Raw genomic sequence first — 20375 nt, forward strand, 5'->3', positions numbered from 1 at the left:
GGCGGGGCGCATGCCAAAATCCAGCTATGACACCTGCGGTGGCGGCACTCGATGTCGGCGGAACGTCCATCAAGGCGGCCCTGTACGACGCGGACCTGAAAGACCTCGCCAGCCTGCGCGAGCCGACGGCCCGCGGAGCGGACGGCGAGGCGCTCGCGGACCAGGTCGCGCGGATCGTGGAAACGCTGGGCAAGCAGGCGGGGACCGGGACGCCGGACGCCGTCGGCGTGGTCATCCCCGGCATCGTCGACGAAGTCGGGCGAGTGGCCCGGTTCTCGGCGAACCTCGACTTCCGGAACGTGCCGTTCGGCGAGATGCTCGACCGCAGGCTGGGGCTGCCGTTCGCGTTCGGGCACGACGTCCGCGCCGGCGGGCTCGCGGAGTTCCGCGTCGGCGCGGGCAAGGGCTGCACCGACGCCGCCTTCATCCCGGTCGGCACCGGGATCGCGGCCGCGCTCCAGCTCGACGGGAAGCTGTACGCCGCGGGCGGGCAAGGCGGCGAGATCGGGCATATCGACGTCGGCCACCGGCTGCCGTGCGGGTGCGGCGCGACGGGATGTCTCGAGGCGATCTCCTCCGCTTCGGCCATCGCCCGCCGCTACAGCGAGCACACCGGGCGGCCCGCCGACGGCGCCGAGCAGGTGGTCGACGCCGCCCGGCACGGCGACGAGGCCGCGATCTCCGTGGTCAACGACGCGCTCGAAGGGCTCGGCCACGGCATCAAGACCCTGGTCACGCTGTTGGCGCCCGAAGTCGTCGTCCTCGGCGGCGGCCTGTTCACCGCGGGCGACTACGTCCTCGAACCCGTACGCGCGTGGCTGGCGGCGAACCTGCAGTTCCAGCGGATGCCCGAACTGCGGATCGCGCAGCTCGGCGACGAGGCGGGCAGGCTCGGCGCGGCGCTGCTGGCGCTGGACCGGCTCAAGCCTTGACCACGCGCACGCCTTCCTCCTCGAAGGCGTGCACCCGCTCCGGATCCGCGCGGCCATCGGTGACGAGAACGTCGACGTCGGTGGTCGCGCAGATCTTCGCGAAGGCGTGACCGCCGAGTTTCCCGCTGTCGGCGAGCACGACGACCTGCCGGGCACGGGCGGCCATCAGCCGGTTCGTGCTCGCGTCGCCCTCGTGATGCGCCTGCGCGCCGTGCACCGGGTCGAAGGCGTCCACCCCGAGGAACACCAGATCGAGCGAGATCTGGTCGAGGAACAGGTGCGACAGCGGCCCGGACAGGTCGAACGACTGCTGCCGTGCGACCCCGCCGGTCACCACGATCTTGATATTGGGCCGGACGGCGAGTTCGTGGGCGATGTTGAGCGCGTTCGTCACCACGGTGAGCGACGGCCCTCCGGTCGGCTCGCCCATGTCCGGCCGGGTCGCGAGCGCGCGGCCCACTTCGGTGCTCGTGGTGCCGCCGTTGAGGCCGACCACCATGCCGGGGTCGACCATTCTGGCCGCGGCGGCGGAAATCCGTTGCTGTTCGGGCGCGTTGCGCGCCGCCTTGTGCCGCAACGGAAGGTCGTAGGCGACGTTGCTCGCCACGGCGCCGCCGCGGGTGCGGACCACGAGATTGCGCCCGGCCAGGTGATCGAGGTCCCGGCGGATCGTCGCGGGGGAGACACCGAGTTCGCCCGCCGAAACCTCGACGTCGACTTTTTCCCGCTCTCCCACCATGTCCAATAATGCCGTGAGTCGTTCATGCCGATTCATCCCCAGCTCCCTCCCCGAAGCCCGATGTCGCTTACCGCACCGGACAAAGTACTACGCGTCGCGAAAGGGGCAGGCTCGGGACGCCGGGAGAAAGCTAAATGGGCGGGCGCCGGCCACCCCCAGTGTGACCGGCGTCCGCCCGGTGGCCGGTACGCCCAGGACCGGCCCGTTTCGCAGGCTATCTCCGCCGACTCCAAACTGATATCCGCTTTACGCCCGTTTCGGTGACGTTTAGCGGATAACCCGATCAGCCCTTGCCGCCGAGCCCGCGCAGGAACGCGAGTGACGGCATGAAGAAGTAGTCGCCGCCCTTCAGTGTCACCGACTGCGGGATCGGATCCGCGGTCACCGTGCGGTCGCCCGCCCATTCCGTGGTGTAGACGGATTCCGGCCGCGGGCCCTGGCCGATGACCGGGTCGAGGCCCGGCGGCTTGACCCCGGCGGGCGGGATCGGGAACCCCGGGTTGTTCGACCAGGTCGCCTGGGTGAACTCGAACTGGTTGCCCAGCACCGAATTGAACGCCATGAACAGCAGCCCGACGCCGCCGCTGGGCCGGGCCGACGGTGGCAGGTCGGCGTTCGGATCGTCGGCTCGTTCGCCGTAGGGCACGCCCCGCCGCGCCATCAGGTGCAGGCGTTCCTGCGGCGGCTGTTCCGCGCCTCCGCTGCCGCGCGGGTTCGTCTTCCGGATATGGGCTTGGAAGGGGCATTTGGCGCCGGCGGCGTCACTTCCGTAGTCGAAGTTGTTCGGTACCGGACTTTCCGCACCCTCTTCCCGTTGCGCGGTCAGCGGGGTGCCGTCTTCGAAACGGCCGACGATCATCGCGCCCGCCCGTTCCCGGTCTTCGCCGACGAGGCCCAATTGATCCGCCAAATCCTCCTCGGACTGCTTGAATCGCCGCACATTCTGTTCCAGTTTGCGGAAAACGAAGTAGCTGCCGAAATGCACTCCTGGATCGGGGGCGGCGTGATCCGGGACGAGCACCTGGTTCAGCGGAGCGGTCGGATCCCAGACTCCGATGCCGTCCGTTTCCGTCTTTTCCGCGTGGATGTCCTCGACCAGGAAGAGCGGCTGGCTCCGGCCGTCGACGTAGCCGAAATGTTCGATTCCGTTCCCGTTGGCGTTCACCCGCCCGAGTCCGGTTTCCTCGGCGACGACGGAAACCGTCGACGGAATCAGTGCCAGAACCTCGTTCCGGCGCGCGGTCATCGGAGCGTCCTCGGCGTCGCCGATGATGACGACCGCGTGGATCTCGTCGTGGTATCCACCGTCGAACGTGGAGCGCGGCGGGTCGTTCAGCTTCTCGCGGGTCTCCTGCGCGCGCATGCCGAGACGGAACGATGCGTCTTGCGGCACCTCGATTTTCAGGAACCGGTAGCCGGCCGCGGTCAGTCCGGTGCCGACGTAGGGCGCCCCCTTCACCCCTTCGGTTTTGAAGCGCTCGACCTCGGTCAGGTGGGTCTTCGCGGACTTCATCAGCGGGACGAGCGACGCGAGGAACTTCATCGCGTCCTGGACCTCCGAAAAACGGAGGAACAGTGCGGAAAAATGGTCGCGAGCGTGTGCTTTGAGGATGTTCGGCTGTAGTTCGTCGAGCATCTTCGCGGCGTCGCCGGTCGCGGTCTTCCATTCCAAGGGCATGGTCAGATCGACGGACATGGCAAGGAACCCCCTCCTTGAGAACCCGTCCGGCGGCCCCGGCAGGTCTGATGCCGGTCGCCGTGCGGGTCTTACCCTTGATACAACCGATACCGAAAGCTCGCTGTCATCACCCGTAACTACACTCTTTCGGCGGTTCTTTCACTCGAAAGGACCAGTGTGCCGATCACGCCCCGCATTTAGTCCTCTGCATGCGGTGGTTGCGCACGCAACTACCGCATTCAGAGGACTAAACGCGAGAGGGAGTAACACGCGTGAAGGCCCCCTTCCCCTTGGGTTCACCCAAGGGGAAGGGGGCCTTCACGCGCTCAAGGCACCTAGGTGAGCGGCCGGTCGGTCGGCGCGATCGGGGCGGGCAGCACGTCTCGCCCGGTGAGGAACGCGTCCACCCCGGCCGCGGCGGAGCGGCCTTCGGCGATCGCCCACACGATGAGCGACTGGCCGCGGCCCATGTCGCCCGCCACGAACACGTTGTCGACGCTGGTCTTGAAGGACTTGTCGCGGGCGACGTTGCCGCGCTGGTCCAGTTCGACGTCGAGCGACTCCAGCAGGCCTTCCCGCTCCGGGCCGACGAAGCCCATCGCGAGCAGCACCAGCTGCGCGGGCAGTTCGCGTTCCGTGCCTTCGACCGGGACGAACTTGCCGCCCTCGTTGCGCACCTCGACCAGCTTCAGCGCGCGCACGCGCCCGCCCGCGTCGGCCAGGAACTCCTGGGTGTTGACCGAGTACAGCCGCTCGCCACCCTCTTCGTGCGCGGAAGAGACGCGGTAGATCATCGGGTACGTCGGCCACGGGTGCGCGTCGGACCGCGAAAGCGGCGGCTTCGGCATGATCTCCAGCTGCGTCACCGACTTCGCGCCCTGGCGGTGCGACGTCCCGACGCAGTCCGCGCCGGTGTCGCCACCGCCGATGACCACGACGTCGAGGCCTTCGGCGTTGATCGGCGAGACGTCCAGCTCTCCGGCGGCGACCCGGTTGGCGTGCGGCAAGAACTCCATCGCCTGGTGGATACCGGCGTGCTCGCGGCCGGGGATCGGCAGGTCGCGCCACGCGGTCGCGCCGCCGGCGAGGACCACGGCGTCGTAGGACGACTTGAGCTCCTCGACGGTGAGGTCGACGCCGACGTTCACCGAGGTCCGGAACTCCGTGCCCTCGGCCCGCATCTGGTCGAGGCGCCGGTCGAGCCGGTGCTTCTCCATCTTGAATTCGGGGATGCCGTAGCGCAGCAGCCCGCCGATCTTGTCGGCCCGCTCGAAGACCACGACGCTGTGGCCCGCGCGCGTGAGCTGCTGCGCCGCGGCGAGTCCCGACGGGCCGGATCCGACCACCGCCACCTTCTTGCCGGTCTTGACGACCGGCGATTCCGGCGTGACCCAGCCTTCTTCGAAGGCCCGGTCGATGATCGAGATCTCGACCCGCTTGATGGTGACGGGATCGTCGTTGATCCCGAGCACACACGCCGTCTCGCACGGCGCCGGGCAGAGGGTCCCGGTGAACTCCGGGAAATTGTTGGTCGCGTGCAACCGCTCGGCCGCGTCGCGCCAATCGTCACGCCAGGTCAGCGTGTTCCACTCGGGGATGAGGTTCCCGAGCGGGCAGCCCTGGTGACAGAACGGGATGCCGCAGTCCATGCAGCGTCCGGCCTGCTTCTGCAGCTTCGACGTCGCGAAGTCCTCGTACACCTCGCGCCAGTCCATCAGGCGCAGGTCGACGGGACGGCTCTTGGGCGTCTCGCGAGTGGTGGTCAGAAAGCCCTTGGGGTCAGCCATGTGCGGCCTCCATGATCGCCTCGTTCACGTCACGCCCGTCGCGCTCGGCCTCAGCCTGCGCCGCGAGCACGCGCTTGTAGTCCTTCGGCATGACCTTGCCGAACCGGTCGACGGCGGCGTCCCAATCGGCGAGCAGCGCACGCGCGACCGCGGACTCCGTTTCGTCGTAATGCTTTTCGAGCGCCTCGCGCAGGAAGTCCACATCGGACGAATCCAGCGGGTCGACGTCGACCATCTCCGGGTTGATCCGGTGCGCGGGCAGGTCCAGCACGTAGGCGACGCCGCCCGACATCCCGGCCGCGAAGTTGCGGCCCACGCTGCCGAGCACGACGACACGGCCGCCGGTCATGTACTCGCAGCCGTGGTCGCCGACGCCCTCGACGACGGCCAGCGCGCCCGAGTTTCGCACGCAGAACCGCTCGCCGACCTTGCCGCGGATGAAGATCTCGCCGCTGGTCGCGCCGTAGCCGATCACGTTGCCCGCGATGATGTGCTCTTCGGCGTTGTACCGCGCCACCTTCGGCGGCCGCACGATGAGCCGTCCACCGGAGAGGCCCTTGCCGACGTAGTCGTTGCCGTCACCGTAGAGCCGCAGCGTGATGCCCTTGGGCACGAACGCGCCGAACGACTGACCGGCGGTCCCGGTGAAGGTGACGTCGATCGTGTTGTCCGGCAGGCCTTCGCCGCCCCACCGCTTGGTGAGCTCGTGGCCGAGCATGGTGCCCACGGTCCGGTTCACGTTGCGGACCGGCAACTCCAGCCGCACCTTGTCCCCGGAGGACAGCGCGCCCTCGGCGAGCTGGATCAGCGTGTTGTCGAGCGCCTTCTCCAGCCCGTGGTCCTGCACCGTCTGCTGGTGCCGCAGTCCGGCCGGGGCCATGTCGGGCACGTGGAAGATCGGCGACAGGTCGAGCCCGGCGGCCTTCCAGTGGTCGATCGCCTTGCGCTTGTCGAGCATCTCCGCGTGGCCGACGGCCTCGGCGATGGACCGGAAACCCAGCTCAGCCAGGTACTCCCGGACCTCCTGGGCGATGAACTCGAAGAAGTTCACCACGTACTCCGCCTTGCCGCTGAACTTCTCACGCAGCTTGGGGTTCTGCGTCGCGACACCGACCGGGCAGGTGTCGAGGTGACACACCCGCATCATGATGCAGCCGGAGACCACCAGCGGCGCGGTCGCGAAACCGAACTCCTCGGCGCCGAGCAGCGCGGCGATGACGACGTCACGGCCGGTCTTGAGCTGGCCGTCGGTCTGCACGACGATGCGGTCACGCAGCCGGTTGGCCAGCAGCGTCTGCTGCGTCTCGGCGAGCCCGAGTTCCCAGGGGCCGCCCGCGTGCTTGATCGACGACAGCGGGGAAGCACCCGTGCCACCGTCGTGCCCGGAGATGAGCACGACGTCCGCGTGCGCCTTGGACACACCGGCCGCGACCGTGCCGACGCCGACCTCGGACACGAGCTTCACGTGGATACGCGCGGCCGGGTTGGCGTTCTTGAGGTCGTGGATCAGCTGGGCGAGATCCTCGATCGAGTAGATGTCGTGGTGCGGCGGCGGCGAGATCAGCCCGACACCCGCCGTGGAGTGCCGCGTCTTCGCGATCCACGGGTACACCTTCGCGCCGGGCAGCTGGCCGCCTTCGCCGGGCTTCGCGCCCTGCGCCATCTTGATCTGGATGTCGTCGGCGTTGACCAGGTACTCGCTCGTGACGCCGAACCGGCCGCTCGCGACCTGCTTGACCGCGCTGCGGCGCTCGGGGTCGTAGAGCCGCTCCGGATCCTCGCCGCCCTCACCGGTGTTCGACTTGCCGCCGAGGCGGTTCATCGCGATGGCCAGGGTTTCGTGCATCTCCGCCGAAATCGAGCCGTAGGAGATCGCGCCGGTGGCGAACCGCTTGACGATCTCGGAGACCGGTTCGACCTCCTCGATCGGCACGGCGGGCCGCTGCCCGATCTTGAAGTCGAACAGCCCGCGCAGCGTGTACAGCTTCTGCGCCTGGTCGTCGACGGCCTTCGTGTACTCCTTGAAGACCTCGTACTTCCCGGCACGGGTGGAGTGCTGCAGCTTGAACACCGTCTGCGGGTTGAACAGATGCGGCTCACCCTCGCGGCGCCACTGATAGTCCGAGCCGGTCTCCAGCTCGCGGTGGTTCGCGCGGAAACCGTCGCGCGGGAACGCCCGGCGGTGCCGCTCGGCGACTTCCAGCGCGAGCGTGTCGAAGCCGACGCCGCCGAGCCGGGAAGTGGTGCCGGTGAAGCAGTTCTGGATGACCTCGTCGCCGAGCCCGACCGCTTCGAAGATCTGCGCGCCGGTGTAGGAGGCCACTGTGGACACTCCCATTTTCGACATCGTCTTGCGGACGCCCTTGCCCAGTGCCTTGATCAGGTTCGCGGTCGCCTGCTTCGCGGTGACGCCGGGGATCAGGCCCTGGTCGGCCATCTCCTCGACGGTCGCCATCGCCAGGTATGGGTTCACCGCCGCGACGCCGTAGCCGACCAGCAGTGCGATGTGGTGCACCTCGCGCGCGTCGCCCGCCTCGACGATGAGGCCGACCTGCGTACGGGTCTTCTCGCGCACCAGGTGGTGGTGCACCGCGCCGGTGAGCAGCAGTGACGGGATACCCGCGTGGTCCTCGTCGATGCCGCGGTCGGAGAGCACGATCAGCCGCGCGCCCTCGGCGATGGCCGCGGACACCTCGGCCCGGATCTCGTCGAGCCGCCGCACGAGCGCCTCGCCGCCGCCGTGGACGTCGTAGGTGCCGTGCACGGTGACGGCCTGGAACTCTGGCAGATCGCCGTCGTCGTTGACGTGCACGAGTTTGGCGAACTCGTCGTTGTCCAGCACCGGGAAGGGCAGCACGATCCGGCGGCACGACGACGCGTCGGCCGTCAGCAGGTTCGGCTGCGCGCCGAGCTGGGTGCCGAGCGCGGTGACCAGTTCCTCGCGGATCGCGTCCAGCGGCGGGTTGGTCACCTGGGCGAAGAGCTGGATGAAGTAGTCGAAGATCAGCCGCGGGCGGCTGGACAGCGACGCGATGGGGGAGTCGTTGCCCATCGAGCCGATCGGCTCCGCGCCGGTGCGGGCCATCGGCTGGAGCAGGACGTCGAGTTCTTCTTCGGTGTAGCCGAAAGCCTGCTGGCGGCGCACGAGCGCGGCGTGCGGCGGGATCTCGCGCTCACGTTCGGGAAGCCCGTCGAGCGGGAGCAGCCCGTCCTCGACCCATTCGTCGTACGGGTGCTCGGTGGCGAGCCGGTCCTTGATCTCCTCGTCCTCGACGATCCGGCCGGCGGCCGTGTCCACGAGGAACATGCGGCCCGGCTCCAACCGTCCTTTCCGGACGATCGTGGACTGCTCCAGTTCCAGCACGCCGACCTCGCTGGCGAGGACGACGAGGCCGTCTTCGGTGACCCAGTACCGGGCGGGGCGCAGGCCGTTGCGGTCGAGCACCGCGCCGATCTGGGTGCCGTCGGTGAAGGAGACCAGCGCCGGGCCGTCCCACGGTTCCATCAGCGTCGAGTGGAACTCGTAGAACGCGCGGCGCGCGGGGTCCATCTCCTGATGGTTCTCCCAGGCCTCCGGGATCATCATCAGCACCGCGTGCGGCAGCGGGCGTCCGCCGAGGTGGAGCAGCTCCAGCACCTCGTCGAAGGACGCCGAGTCGCTCGCGCCGCGGGTGATGATCGGGTAGATCCGCTTGATATCACCCGGGATCAGGTCGGATTCGAGCAGCGCCTCACGCGCGTCCATCCAGTTCCGGTTGCCGCGCAGGGTGTTGATCTCGCCGTTGTGGGCGACGTACCGGTACGGGTGCGCCAGCGGCCACGACGGGAAGGTGTTGGTGGAGAAGCGGGAGTGCACCAGGCCGATGGCGCTGGTGACGCGCTCGTCGGTGAGGTCGGCGAAGAACTTCTCGACCTGCGGCTCGGTGAGCATTCCTTTGTAGACGATCGTGCGCGAGGACAGGCTCGGGAAGTAGACGTCGTCCTCGACGAGCGCGTGCTCGGCGCGTTTGCGCACCACGAACGCGGCGCGTTCCAGGGCGAGGCCCTCCAGCGCGTCCTGTCCGGCAAGGAACAGCTGGCTGAAATACGGCATGGTCTCGGCCGCGCCGGTGCCGACGTGTTCGGTGTGGACGGGAAGGTCACGCCAGCCGAGGACGCGCATGCCCTCTTCGGCGGCGACGCGCTCGATGGTCGTCATCGCCCGGCCACGGGCGTTTTCGTCCTGTGGAAGGAAAGCCGTGCCGACGGCGTACGCGCCGGGCTCGGGAAGGTCGAAGCCGACGACGTCGCGATAGAACTCGTCGGGGACCTGGATGAGGATCCCGGCACCGTCGCCGGTCTCCGGGTCGGCGCCGCGGGCCCCGCGATGTTCCAGGTTCCGCAGCGCGATCAGCGCTTTGGCGACGATGCCGTGATCGCGTTTACCGGAGAGATCGGCGACGAACGCGACACCGCAGGCGTCGTGCTCGAACTCCGGGTCATACAGGCCTTCGGGGGCCTTGCTGCCCTTGTAGCTGGCATGGTGGGTCACGGCTGGCCGCCTCCCAAGGCGTCGGCGCGACCGGTACCACTCCGTTCGGGTGGTTCGTGCGTGAACCAGTTAACGGAGTGGTCCGGGACCGCGATGGTCAGTCGAGAGGGAACGATCCCGCCCGCGGAAACGGGGGCAGGCCTCGTAGAGCCGCACTGCACTGGGCGGCCGATGCGCATATCGGTACTGCTGTGCACGTGGGTGCCGTCTGGCCACTGTGGTGGGCGGCTGACGGGTACACGTGTTACTCCCGGGTTCGCCGGTCTTATGACGATAGTGTGAAATCGCTGTTATCGACATACGTCGCTTGGTCGGGGTGGGAAATGCCACGCGGGCGTTGACTTCAAACATCATCTGCCCACTGGCTGGAATGACATGTCCACTGAGTGGAGCATCAGCACGTAGACCTGCGCTTATGACTGACAGACTCATCCAGAAGTGTGACCTGGGTCGCTCGGGAGAGTGGGTTGCGCCGGTGTTGCGATGACCCCGGGTGACCGCCGAATCGCCCGAACGGCAGAGTGACCCGGCCGGTTTGAGAGGCTTGGCCGATGGCGGATCGTTATCTCACCGTGGCGGGCACCGGGGTCCACGAGATCGAAATCCGGCGGTCGCGCTTCCTCTGCGCGCTCGCCCCGGTCACCTCGGAAGAGGCCGCCCGCGAGGTGATCGCCGCCAGGAAGAAGGCCGATCCGGCGGCCCGGCACCACTGTCACGCGTTCGTGTTAGGCGCCGACGGCAGGACTCAACGTTCGAGTGACGACGGCGAGCCCGCGGGCACGGCGGGCACCCCGATGCTCGAGGTGCTCCGCCGCCGGGAGCTGACCGACACCGTCGCCGTGGTGACCCGCTACTTCGGCGGAGTACTGCTCGGCGCCGGCGGCTTGATCCGCGCGTACGGGCAAGCCGTTTCGGAGGCCGTCGACGTCATCGGCGTCCGGGAGTACCGGCGGCTGCGGCTGGTGGAGGTCGTCGTCGACTACGACCGGGCCGGACGGCTGGAGAACGACATCCGCTCGTCGCCGTACCTGCTGCACGCGACCCGCTTCGAAGACGTCGCGCACTTCGACGTCGGACTCCCGCCCGACCAGGGAGACACGTTCCACGCCTGGCTCGCCGACCTCACCGGCGGGGAGGCCCTCGCCGAGGAGATCGGCGAAACCTGGCTGCCCACCTCGTGAGTGGTAAGGACGGTTCTAACCGTCCTTACCACTCACGAGGCCGACGCGGGCCCGCCACTCCTCCAGCGTGATGGCGTACTCGACCTCGCCCTCTTCCGTGCCGGGGATCGGGTTGTCGAAGTGCTCGTGATAGGTCCGGACGTGCCGCATCCCGATCTTCTCCATGACCCGCCGGGACCCGAGGTTCACCGCCATGGTCGCCGCCCAGATCCGCCGGGCGCCGAATTCGGTGAACCCCTTCTCAACGATCGCCAGCGAACCCTCGGTCGCATACCCCTTGCCCCAGGACGACCGGTTCAGCCGGTAACCCAGCTCGGGATCATCGGTGTGGTGACCGCGCAACGGTCGGAAATGGAACCAGCCCAGGAAATCCCCGCTCGATTTCTCGATCGCCGCCCAGAACCCGTAACCGGGGAAACGCTCGTAGTAACCGATAAAGGCGGGAAGGTCGTGGTTTTCGATCTCCGCCCGGTCGGCGGGTTCGCCACCGTTGAGGTAGCGCATGACTTCGGGGTCGTCGTAGAGCGCGAACAGAGGGTCGACGTCGGTGTCGGTGAACTGTCGCAGCAGGAGCCGCTCGGTCTCCAGAAAGACACGCATCGGCAAAGCGTGGCGACGGCGAGCCGCCCTGGCAACCCGATTACGCGGCCGCTTCGGGGCCCGCGAGGTCGTCCAGCGCCGCCGCCCCGGCCTCGGTGAGCAGGGCGGGAACGCGCTCGCCCCACCGGCCGTCCCTGGCGGGCGCCACCAGGCCGAGATGGGCGAGGCGATGCGCGGTGTGCTGGTCGCAGCAGGCGAGGCCGTCGACGAACAGGTCCGGCTCGCGGCTGCAGCTGATCTCGGCGTGGCCCTCGGCCACGGCTCTCAGGGTGGCCCGCTCACGATGATTGAGGTCCGTCCGAAGGTCCATGGCGTGCCTCCTTTCCGTCCCGCACTGACCAGTTAAACCCATACCCCCGACAGTTTCCGTCTCCTTGGCTGCGAAGTCCGGGATTTCGGGCGGACTGAAGGGCGGCGAGTCGTCCACTAAGGGGTATCACCCGGTATTCGCGGCGGAAGCGGTTCCAGTTCGGTCTTGCGCAGATGCCGGAAAATGATCGAACTGCGGAAGCCGATGATCTCCTTGCGCTTCGCCAAGCGATCCACGAGGAATGCGTGGAGCTGATCGACGTCCTGTGCGGCGACGTGGATCAGGAAATCGTCGCTGCCGGCGGTGACGAAGACCGAAAGGACTTCCGGCAATTCCGCGACCGAACGCTGGAAGGAGTCGATCACCTCCCGGCTCAAGGGCCGCACCTGCGCCGAGACCATCGCCTGGACGCCGCGGTTGAGGCTGCGCAGGTCGATGTCGGCGTGATAGCCGCGGATGACTCCGCGCTCCCGCAGCAGCCGCGTCCGTTCCAGGCAGGTCGACGGCGCGACGCCGACCTTGCGGGCGATGTCGCGGTTCGACTGCCGCGCATCCGCCTGGAGTTCCCGGATGATCGCCGAATCAAGTTCGTCCACGCCCACTCCTTGACCTCGTTCGCCGAATAACGTTCGGCAACTCCCCTGTAAGCCTGGGAATCAGCCTAGCTTCAGCGCAATCAGCCGACTAAATGCGTGGGAGGAAGCGAGATGTCCGTACAGGAGTTGGTCGTCCGGAGGGGACAGCGGTCCGGAGTGACCACGATGGTGGCCGTGCATTCGAGCGCCCTCGGCCCGGCCGTCGGCGGCTGCCGGTTCAAGGTCTATCCGCGTGTCCACGACGCGATCGACGACGTCCTGCGGCTGTCCGCGGCGATGACGCGCAAATGCGCGGTCGCGGGCTTGGACTTCGGCGGCGGCAAGAGTGTCGTCGCCCTCGACGCCGTGCCGACCGACGAGCTGCGGCGCGAGATCCTGCTCGACCACGCCGACCTCATCGCGTCACTCGACGGCGCGTATCTCGCCGGGCCCGACGTCGGAACCGGTCCGGAGGACATGCTCGTGCTGCGCGAGCGGACCCCGCACGTGTTCTGCCTTCCCGAGGAGCACGGCGGCACCGGTTCGTCGAGCGGGCCGACCGCTGTCGGAGTTCTCGCCGCCCTGCGAGCGGGCGCGCGGGCGGTCTTCGGTGACGACGAGATGAAGGGCCGCACGGTGGTCATCGGCGGCTACGGCTCGGTCGGCGCCCACCTGGCCGCCGGACTTGCCGGGCAGGGCGCCGAGGTCGTCGTGTCCGATGTGGACGAACGACGCCTCGCCGCGGCCCGCGCACAAGGCCTGAAGCCGGTGAGGCCGGATCAGGTGCTCGGCATCGACGCCGACGTCCTGATCCCGGCCGCCGTGGGCGGGGTCTTCGGCCCGGGAACCGAGGTCGCCGCGCCGCTGGTTGTCGGCCCGGCCAACAACCAGCTCACCGACGACACGGTGGCGGACGGCCTCGCCGCGAAGGGAATCCTGTGGATCCCGGATTTCGTCGCGAGCGCTGGGGGAGTCGTCTACACGCTCGGCCGCGAGAAGGAGGACCTCACCCACGCCGAGGCGCTCGCCCGCGTCGAAACCCTGGAAGCGACGACGCAACGCATCCTGGACGCCGCTTCGGCCAACGGCACCACACCGTTGGCCGAAGCGGACGCGCTCGCCGAAGCGAGACTCACTTCTGGTGCGGAGCCACGTACTCCTTCGCCTCGGGAGCCTCGAACAGCGGCTTGACGTAGCGGACCCCGCCCTCGGCCGACGCGTCCGGTGTCGCCGCGTACACCTGGCGTGTCGCCGGGGTACCCGCCTTCGAGAAGTCCAGCGCCGCCACCAGGTCACCCGTGCTCGCCGACGTGGTCTGCTTCAACGCCGCGGCGATGCCGTCCCGCGTGAGGTCCTTGTTCTCGCAAGCCTTTTTGAGCACCGTGCCCCAGACCTCGCCGACCGCGTAGCCGTAGGGGATCCCGCCGTTCGGTGTCTCCTTGTACGCCGCCTTGTACTTCGTCGCGACGTCCTTGGCCTTGGGGATGTCGGCGGAGAACGGCACGCTGCTGGCGACGATCGTCAGCTTGTCCAGCGCGTTCGCCGCCGGGCTCTTCAGCAGCACCGGGTCGAACACCGGGTTGTTGCCGAGCACCGGCACGTTCAGCCCGAGCGCCTTGTTCGCCGCGAGCGCGGAACCGGTCTGCGCCGGCGTGGTGGTCAGGACGATGGCCTTGACGCCGTCGCCCTTGAGTCCGGTGACGATGTTGGTGAGGTCGTTGTCCGTGGAGGTCACCTTGACCTCCTTGACCGTCAGATTGTGCTTCTTCGCGTAGAACTGCGAGCCGCGCAGGCCGTTCTTGCCGTACTCGCCGTCGATGTAGACGTGCCCGATCGTGTCGCCGTCCTTCACCAGGCCCTGTTCCTGGAAGTACGACAGCCCGTCGATGATCTCCAGGTCGTAGGTCGTTCCGACGATCATCACGTACTGGTTGTCGAGCAGTTCCGAAGACCACGACGCGGGCGCGGCGACGGTCTTGTCCGACGCGATGTTCTGCTTCAGCGCGGCCACCACGGGCGAGCCGAGCAACTGCACGAAGCCGAGGACCTTCGGCTCGATCTGCGGATACAGCGTCTTCGCCGTGTCCGCCTTGTAGCCGTGGTCGACGGTCTCCAGTTTGACCTGACGGCCGCAGGCCCCGCCCGCGGCGTTGAAGTCCTTGGCCCACAACTCGTTCCCCTGTGTGATGCCGAGCCCGAGGTTCTTGAACACCCCGGTCTTGTCGGTCATCACGCCAAGGGTGATCTCCGACGCCGTCACTCCTTTGTCGGTCTTGACGCCCGAACCGTCCGCCCCCGAGGACCCCGAGTCGCCCGCCTTCGTGCTGCACGCCGAGAGGGCGAGGACCGCCGCCAGCGCGACGGCCGGATATGTGTGCTTCATTTGTCTTGCTCCTCCGGGAGATGAGGTTTCCTTGCTGACGTGATCCGGCGACCGATCGCGGCGAGCCCGCCCGGTTCGAAGAGCACCACGAGGATGATCGCGGCGCCGTAGACGAACGAGCTGACCAGGATCGGGGTCAGTGCGCCGTCGCCGGTTCCGGAGAACCAGCCGAGATCGGCGGAGTACAGCGAAAGCACCTGCGGCAGCCCGTTGACGATCAGCGCGCCCACCAGCGCGCCGGGCACCGAGCCGAGTCCCCCGATGATCACCATGGCCAGGAAGGCGATGGAGATGTTGATGCCGTACGTGCCGAACTCGCTCTCGTCGGGTTTGAGGATGTCGAACCACAGCACGGTCATCGCGCCCGCGAGCCCCGCGTACGCCGACGAGACGGCGAAAGCGCCGGCCTTGGCGCGCGTGACACTGACGCCCATCACGGACGCCGCGGCCTCGTTGTCCCGCACCGCGCGCCACGACCGGCCGACGCGGCTGCGCACCGCCGCCTTGGCGACCACGAACGCGAGCACGGTCAGCAGCAGGAACAGGTACCAGAGCCGTTCCGCCTGCCGGATCGGCACGCCCATCAGCTCGATTTCTGGGCCGTCGTTGGTGAACGGGAAACCGAACAGCGAGAACGGTTCGGGGCTGCGCCCGGTCGACGTCCCGCCGGTCAGTGTCTCGGCCGACTGTCCGAAGTAGAGCCCGAGGAACACCAGCGAAAGCGACGCGACACCGAGATAGATCCCGCGCAGCCGTCCGGAAACCGGCGCGAACGCCAAGCCGAGCAGCGCGGCGACGACCACCGCGCCGACCAGCGAAAGCCCGGGATCGAGGCCGAGTCCGAACACGCGCTCGTCGTCGACCGGTCCGGAAAGGACGGTGTACCCGGTCGCGCCCGCCAGCAGGAAGAACGCGTGCGCCAGGGACAACTGCCCGGCCTGCCCGACCAGCATGGTCAGCCCGATCGCGCCGACCCCGCCGATCATCATGTACTGCCCGGCCTTCAGCCAGGCGGCGTCGAGGTACAGCGGGATCGCGAGCAGGACGACGAGCAGCGCGATCCAGGCCAGCGCCTTGAGCAGCCGTCCCCGGTCGCGTTTCGCGGGCGGTGTCGGCGGGGCGGCGGGCGGGGCTTTCACGGCGGTGTCAGACACGGGTGCTCTCCCTCGTCCCGAACAACCCCGACGGCCGCACCACCAGGACCACGAGCATCACCAGGAAGACCGCGCTCTTGGAGAAGTCGAACGACACGTACTGCGCCGAAAGCGCTTCGACCAGCCCGACGACCAGGCCGCCCACCACCGCGCCCGCCGTCGAGTCCAGCCCGCCGAGGATGGCCGCGGGGAACGCCGCGAGCGCGATGGAGTGCGTGCCGCGGGACAGGCCCGCGCCGGAGAAGTCCTGCGTGGCGATGAAGAGCACCGCGACCCCGGCGAGCACGCCGGCGACCACCCACGCCGTCGCCGTCACCCGGGAACTGCGGATCCCCATCAGTGCGGCGGCTTCGCGGTTCTCGGCCTGTGCCCGCATCGCGACGCCCCAGTTGGAGTACTTGAACGCCAAGGTGAACGCGGTGATCAGCACGGCGGCGACGAGCAGCGCCACCAGATGCGTGCGGAACAGGGTGATCCCGCCGATCTGGAACGGTTGCGCGTCCCAGGCGTCGCCGAGGAACGGCAGCGTGACGCCGAGGCGGCGCACGATCTCCTCGGTGATGATCACGTCCACGCCGATCGTCAGCAGCGCCAGGCTGTTCGCGTCCGCGTGCCGCGAGCGGGACAGCAGGAACCGTTCCAGCAGGAGCGCGAGCAGACCAGCCGACACGATGCCGACCAGTGAGGCGCCCGCCCAGCCGAGCGATTCGCGCGTCACGACGACCAGGTAGCCGCCGAAGAGCACGAGTGATCCATGCGCGAAGTTGACCACTTCGGTGGCCTTGAAGATGATCACGAAACCCAGCGCCAGCAACGCGAACACCGCGCCCTTGCCGAGTCCGTTGACCACGAGTTGCAGGAAAGTGTTCACGCCGTGGCCTCCGTGCCGAGATATGCCCTGATCACGTCCGGATCCGACTGGACCTCGGCCGGTGTGCCGTCGGCGATACGCCTGCCGAAGTCCAGGACGGTGACCCGGTCCGCGATGCCCATCACCAGTCCCATGTCGTGTTCCACCAGGAGAATCGAGATGCCGAGCTCGTCGCGGACGTCGCGGATCGTCCCGGCCAGCTCGGCGGTCTCGGTCGCGTTCATGCCCGCCGCGGGTTCGTCGAGCAGCAGCAGGACGGGTTCGACGGCGAGCGCGCGGGCGAGGTCGACGCGTTTCACCGCGCCGTAGGGCAGCGCGCCGACCGGGAGATCCACCAGTGCGCCGATCCCGAGGAAGTCGCAGATCTCCCGCACCCGCGCGGAATGCCGTCGTTCGGCGCGGACCGTCCACGGCAGCCGGAGCCCGCAGGCGAGGAAGCCGCCCTTGGTCAGCGCGTGCCGTCCGAGCATGACGTTGTCGAGCACGGTCGAGCCGGGAGAGAGGGCGGCGTTCTGGAACGACCGGCCGACGCCGAGGCCCGCCAGCCGGTGCGGCGGGAGTCCGGAAAGGACGGCGTCGCCGAGTCGGATTCTGCCGGTGTTCGCCCGGTAAAGCCCGCTGATCACGTTGAAACAGCTGGATTTGCCGGCGCCGTTCGGCCCGATGAGCGCGTGCAGCGAACCGGAACCGACAGTGAAGGAGACGTCGTCGAGCGCCCTGATCCCGCCGAAGCGCAGGGTCACGCTCTCGACCTGCAGCTCGGGCGGCGTCATCCGGCCCACCTCGACAGGCTCCGGCCCGCGAGCTGCTTGCGGGCGTCGGCGGCTTCGGCTTCGGCGGTGGCCTGCGATTCGGCGTGGCCGCCGAGGTAGAGCCGCTGGACCTCCTCGCTCGCGGCGAGTTCGGCCGTCGTCCCGGCGAGCGCGACCCGGCCCACCTCCAGGACGATCGCGTGATCGGCGACGCGCAACGCCATCACGGCGTTCTGCTCGACCAGCACCACGGCGGTGCCCTGGTCGTGGATCTCGCGGATGATGTCGCCGATCCGCTCGACGATCTTCGGCGCGAGACCGAGCGAAGGTTCGTCGAGCAGGAGGAGCCGCGGGCCGGACATCAGCGCGCGGCCGATCGCGAGCATCTGCTGTTCGCCGCCGGAGAGCAGGCCCGCGCGCTGTTTGGCCCGCTCGGCCAGGACCGGGAAGAGTTCGTCGACGCGTTTGCGCGCGGCGGCGCGCTGCCCGGGGGAGCGGGCGCCGATCCCGCCCGCGCGCAGGTTCTCCTCGACCGTCATCCGCGCGAAGACCTGGCGGCCCTCGGGGACGCCGACCACGCCGAGACCGACGATGCGGGCCGGGTCCAGTTTGGTCAGTGGTTTGCCGTCGTAGCGCACCTCGCCGGCGGAAACCGAGCCGCGGTGCATACGCAGCGTGCCGGAAACCGTACGCAGGAGGGTCGATTTCCCGGCGCCGTTGCTGCCGAGGACGGCCAGTACTCCATCAGGTGAAACGTCGAGGTCGACCCCGTGCAGTGCGGCCACCGATCGGCCGTACCGCACTTGAAGATCACGGACACTCAGCAAGCCGCCTCCTCCATCCGTGTGACCCGAGTCACGATCGGTGGCGGTCATCCTGCGTGGGCACCCTCCGCCGCGTTACCCCCACCTGGAGACCCACACGGCTACAAAACGGACACAGCGCATTTCGTCCTCTGAATGCGGTACTTGCACGCGCAACTACCGCATTCAGAGGACTAAATGCGTCAGAGCAGGCCGGCTTCGGAGGCCTTCCCGATGGCCTCGACGCGGTTCCGGGCGCCGAGTTTGTGCAGCGCGGACTGCAAATAGGTCTTCACGGTGTTCCGCGCCAGGCCGGTCGATTCCGCGATCTCCGGATTCGTCTGCCCCTGTGCCGCCAGCCGTAGGACCTCGTACTCACGCCGCGTCAGGCCGCTGCGCGCGAGCGCGTCGGACCGCTGGTCGTCGTCGGGGAAGATGCGCGGATCGACGACGCGCTCACCCTTGAGCACCTGCCGCAGCGCCGCCACCAGATCCGTCCCGGCGACGTCCTTGAGCAGGCAGCCGTGCGCCCCGGAGTCCAGCGCGGCCCGCACACCCTGATGGTCGCCGTGCGCGGTGAACACCACGATCCGCCCGGCCGGGTGCACGCGCCGGAGCTCCGCGATGACCTCGGGCGCGAGCATGTCCGGCAGCCGCAGGTCCAGCAGGATCAGCGCCGGCTTCAGCTCACCCGCCCGCCGGATCGCGGACCGGCCGGTCTCGGCCGAGCCGACCACGGTCATCGCCGGGTCGTAGCGCAGCAGCAGGCTCACCCCGTCGCGGACCACCGGATGGTCGTCCACGACGAGGACCGTCACCGGCGAAGGCACGGTTCCGGCACCCAGGCGCGCAGCGTGCACCCGTCGTCCTCGTCGCGGACCAGGCTGACCCGGCCGCCGAGCCGCGCGGCGCGCTCGGCCAGCGCGCGCAGGCCCATCCCGGTCCCCGGCTCGGGCTCCTCGTCTTCGGAGCGATGCCCGGTCCCGTCGTCGGCGACGACCACCTGCACGCCGTCGTCGCTGGGCAGCAGGCTGACCACGACGGACAGCGCGTCGGCGTGTTTCTCCACGTTGAGCAGGCCTTCCCGGACGGCCGCCACCAGCAGGCCGGTGCGTTCGGCGTCCAGCCGCGGCACCGGCGCGAGCTGGACGAAGCGCGCCGGGACGCCGCAGCGGGCCTGGAACGAGCGGCAGTGCTCGGCCAGCTCCACCGGCAGCGCCCGCTCCGGGCTCGACTCCGACAACGCCAGCAGCGACTCGCGCAGCGCCCTCGACGCGGCCGACACGTCGCCCTCCAGCCGTCGCAGCCGCGATTCGAGCGCCGGGTTGTCGCTGATGTCCTCGTGCAGGTTCCGGACCTGGACGCCGATGGAGAACAGCAGCGCGCCGACCGAATCGTGCAGCGCGCTCTGCATCCGGAGCCGCTCGGCGGACAGCGCGGTCTCACGGTCGGACTCGGCGACCGACGCCAGTTTCAGCGCCCGGCCGGCCTCGGTGGCGATGTCTTCGAGGGACTGGACCGCGTCGTCGCCGAAGTCGCGGCGCTCGCGCATGGCGGCGTACGCGATGGCGACCGTCTCGGTCCCGCTGACGATCGGGACGGCGATCATCGCGGCGAGGCCCTCACCGCGTACCTGCGCGTCGAACTGGTGGGTGATGCTCGGCGAGTTGACGTAGTCGTTGACCCTCACCGGCTTGCCCAGCGCGAGCACCCGCCCGCCGATTCCCTGGCCGATGGGCACGGCGAGGTCCTGCAGCGCGTCCGTGCGGTTGCCCGACATCCAGCGGATCACTGCCTGTTCGGGCCCGGTCAGCTCGGCGACGAAGCCGGAATGCGTGCCGATCGACTCGCGGATCAGGCGCGCGGTGCCGTTGAGCGCCGCGACCCGGTCGAGGGTGGCGAGCAGCTCTTCGCGCTCGCGAAGAAGCCCGCCGAGCACCGCGCTGTGCTCGGCGGCGAGGTCTTCAGCGGCGTGCCGTCTCGCCGTCACGCGCTCACGATCGCATATCCGACGTGGTTTCCGACACACCCGTCCGGAGAGGTTCGCCGATGCGTTCTCGCCCGCGGTTGTCTTGAATG

Annotated in this window: 17 protein-coding genes; 3 read left to right on the plus strand and 14 right to left on the minus strand. The window is 68.8% G+C overall.

Annotated features, from left to right (window positions below):
• Positions 1-38: 38 nt before the first annotated feature.
• Positions 39-932, plus strand: a complete 894-nt coding sequence (locus AC069I_RS29410) for an ROK family protein (protein ID WP_478226670.1) — start codon at positions 39-41, stop codon at positions 930-932.
• Here the strand turns inward: AC069I_RS29410 and AC069I_RS29415 are convergent.
• The 4 genes from AC069I_RS29415 to gltB form a co-directional block, all read right to left on the minus strand.
• Positions 922-1707, minus strand: coding sequence for a DeoR/GlpR family DNA-binding transcription regulator (locus AC069I_RS29415; RefSeq protein WP_034312927.1), 786 nt, complete (start codon positions 1705-1707; stop codon positions 922-924). The genes AC069I_RS29410 and AC069I_RS29415 overlap by 11 nt on opposite strands.
• Before the next feature lie 247 nt (positions 1708-1954).
• Positions 1955-3367 carry a Dyp-type peroxidase gene (locus tag AC069I_RS29420; protein WP_478226522.1) on the minus strand — a complete coding sequence of 471 codons (1413 nt, stop codon included), beginning with the start codon at positions 3365-3367 and terminating at the stop codon, positions 1955-1957.
• Between the two features lie 317 nt (positions 3368-3684).
• Positions 3685-5136: a glutamate synthase subunit beta gene (locus AC069I_RS29425; protein WP_478226521.1), complete on the minus strand. Its 1452-nt coding sequence runs from the start codon at positions 5134-5136 to the stop codon at positions 3685-3687.
• Complete coding sequence (gene gltB / locus AC069I_RS29430; RefSeq protein ID WP_478226520.1) at positions 5129-9667, minus strand: glutamate synthase large subunit; 4539 nt, start codon at positions 9665-9667, stop codon at positions 5129-5131. The genes AC069I_RS29425 and gltB overlap by 8 nt, the downstream gene beginning before the upstream one ends.
• Positions 9668-10218: 551 nt before the next feature.
• On the opposite strand from gltB, the gene AC069I_RS29435 reads away from it, so the two are divergent.
• The gene (locus AC069I_RS29435; protein ID WP_478266867.1) at positions 10219-10848 is read left to right on the plus strand and encodes a YigZ family protein; all 630 of its coding nucleotides are present in this window, start codon (positions 10219-10221) and stop codon (positions 10846-10848) included.
• Positions 10849-10863: 15 nt separating this feature from the next.
• Here the strand turns inward: AC069I_RS29435 and AC069I_RS29440 are convergent, their stop codons facing one another.
• The 3 genes from AC069I_RS29440 to AC069I_RS29450 all read right to left on the minus strand — a co-directional run bounded on the left by AC069I_RS29440 (position 10864) and on the right by AC069I_RS29450 (position 12354).
• A complete protein-coding gene (locus tag AC069I_RS29440) occupies positions 10864-11448 on the minus strand; it encodes a GNAT family N-acetyltransferase (RefSeq protein WP_478226518.1) in 585 nt (194 codons plus the stop codon).
• Positions 11449-11488: 40 nt separating this feature from the next.
• Complete coding sequence (locus AC069I_RS29445; protein ID WP_478226517.1) at positions 11489-11758, minus strand: hypothetical protein; 270 nt, start codon at positions 11756-11758, stop codon at positions 11489-11491.
• 116 nt (positions 11759-11874) lie between these two features.
• Complete coding sequence (locus AC069I_RS29450) at positions 11875-12354, minus strand: Lrp/AsnC family transcriptional regulator (RefSeq protein WP_125681177.1); 480 nt, start codon at positions 12352-12354, stop codon at positions 11875-11877.
• Between the two features lie 111 nt (positions 12355-12465).
• Here AC069I_RS29450 and AC069I_RS29455 point away from each other — a divergent pair, with 111 nt between their 5' ends.
• A complete protein-coding gene (locus AC069I_RS29455) occupies positions 12466-13524 on the plus strand; it encodes a Glu/Leu/Phe/Val dehydrogenase dimerization domain-containing protein (protein ID WP_478266868.1) in 1059 nt (352 codons plus the stop codon).
• Here the strand turns inward: AC069I_RS29455 and AC069I_RS29460 are convergent.
• The 7 genes from AC069I_RS29460 to AC069I_RS29490 form a co-directional block, all read right to left on the minus strand.
• Positions 13466-14716 carry an ABC transporter substrate-binding protein gene (locus AC069I_RS29460; protein ID WP_478226515.1) on the minus strand — a complete coding sequence of 417 codons (1251 nt, stop codon included), beginning with the start codon at positions 14714-14716 and terminating at the stop codon, positions 13466-13468. The genes AC069I_RS29455 and AC069I_RS29460 overlap by 59 nt on opposite strands.
• The gene (locus AC069I_RS29465) at positions 14713-15870 is read right to left on the minus strand and encodes a branched-chain amino acid ABC transporter permease (protein ID WP_478266869.1); all 1158 of its coding nucleotides are present in this window, start codon (positions 15868-15870) and stop codon (positions 14713-14715) included. The genes AC069I_RS29460 and AC069I_RS29465 overlap by 4 nt, the downstream gene beginning before the upstream one ends.
• Positions 15863-16741, minus strand: a complete 879-nt coding sequence (locus AC069I_RS29470; RefSeq protein WP_478226513.1) for a branched-chain amino acid ABC transporter permease — start codon at positions 16739-16741, stop codon at positions 15863-15865. Before AC069I_RS29470 ends, AC069I_RS29465 begins: the two co-directional genes overlap by 8 nt.
• On the minus strand, positions 16738-17514 hold the full coding sequence (locus AC069I_RS29475) for an ABC transporter ATP-binding protein (protein ID WP_478226512.1): 777 nt from the start codon (positions 17512-17514) through the stop codon (positions 16738-16740). Before AC069I_RS29475 ends, AC069I_RS29470 begins: the two co-directional genes overlap by 4 nt.
• Positions 17511-18320 (minus strand): ABC transporter ATP-binding protein, encoded by an 810-nt coding sequence (locus tag AC069I_RS29480; protein WP_478226511.1) that lies wholly within the window; start codon positions 18318-18320, stop codon positions 17511-17513. Before AC069I_RS29480 ends, AC069I_RS29475 begins: the two co-directional genes overlap by 4 nt.
• Before the next feature lie 179 nt (positions 18321-18499).
• Positions 18500-19156: a response regulator gene (locus AC069I_RS29485; protein WP_478266870.1), complete on the minus strand. Its 657-nt coding sequence runs from the start codon at positions 19154-19156 to the stop codon at positions 18500-18502.
• Positions 19111-20286: a GAF domain-containing sensor histidine kinase gene (locus AC069I_RS29490; RefSeq protein WP_478266871.1), complete on the minus strand. Its 1176-nt coding sequence runs from the start codon at positions 20284-20286 to the stop codon at positions 19111-19113. Before AC069I_RS29490 ends, AC069I_RS29485 begins: the two co-directional genes overlap by 46 nt.
• Between the last annotated feature and the right edge of the window lie 89 nt (positions 20287-20375).

It is taken from the genome of Amycolatopsis sp. NPDC043885 (genome assembly GCF_056435685.1).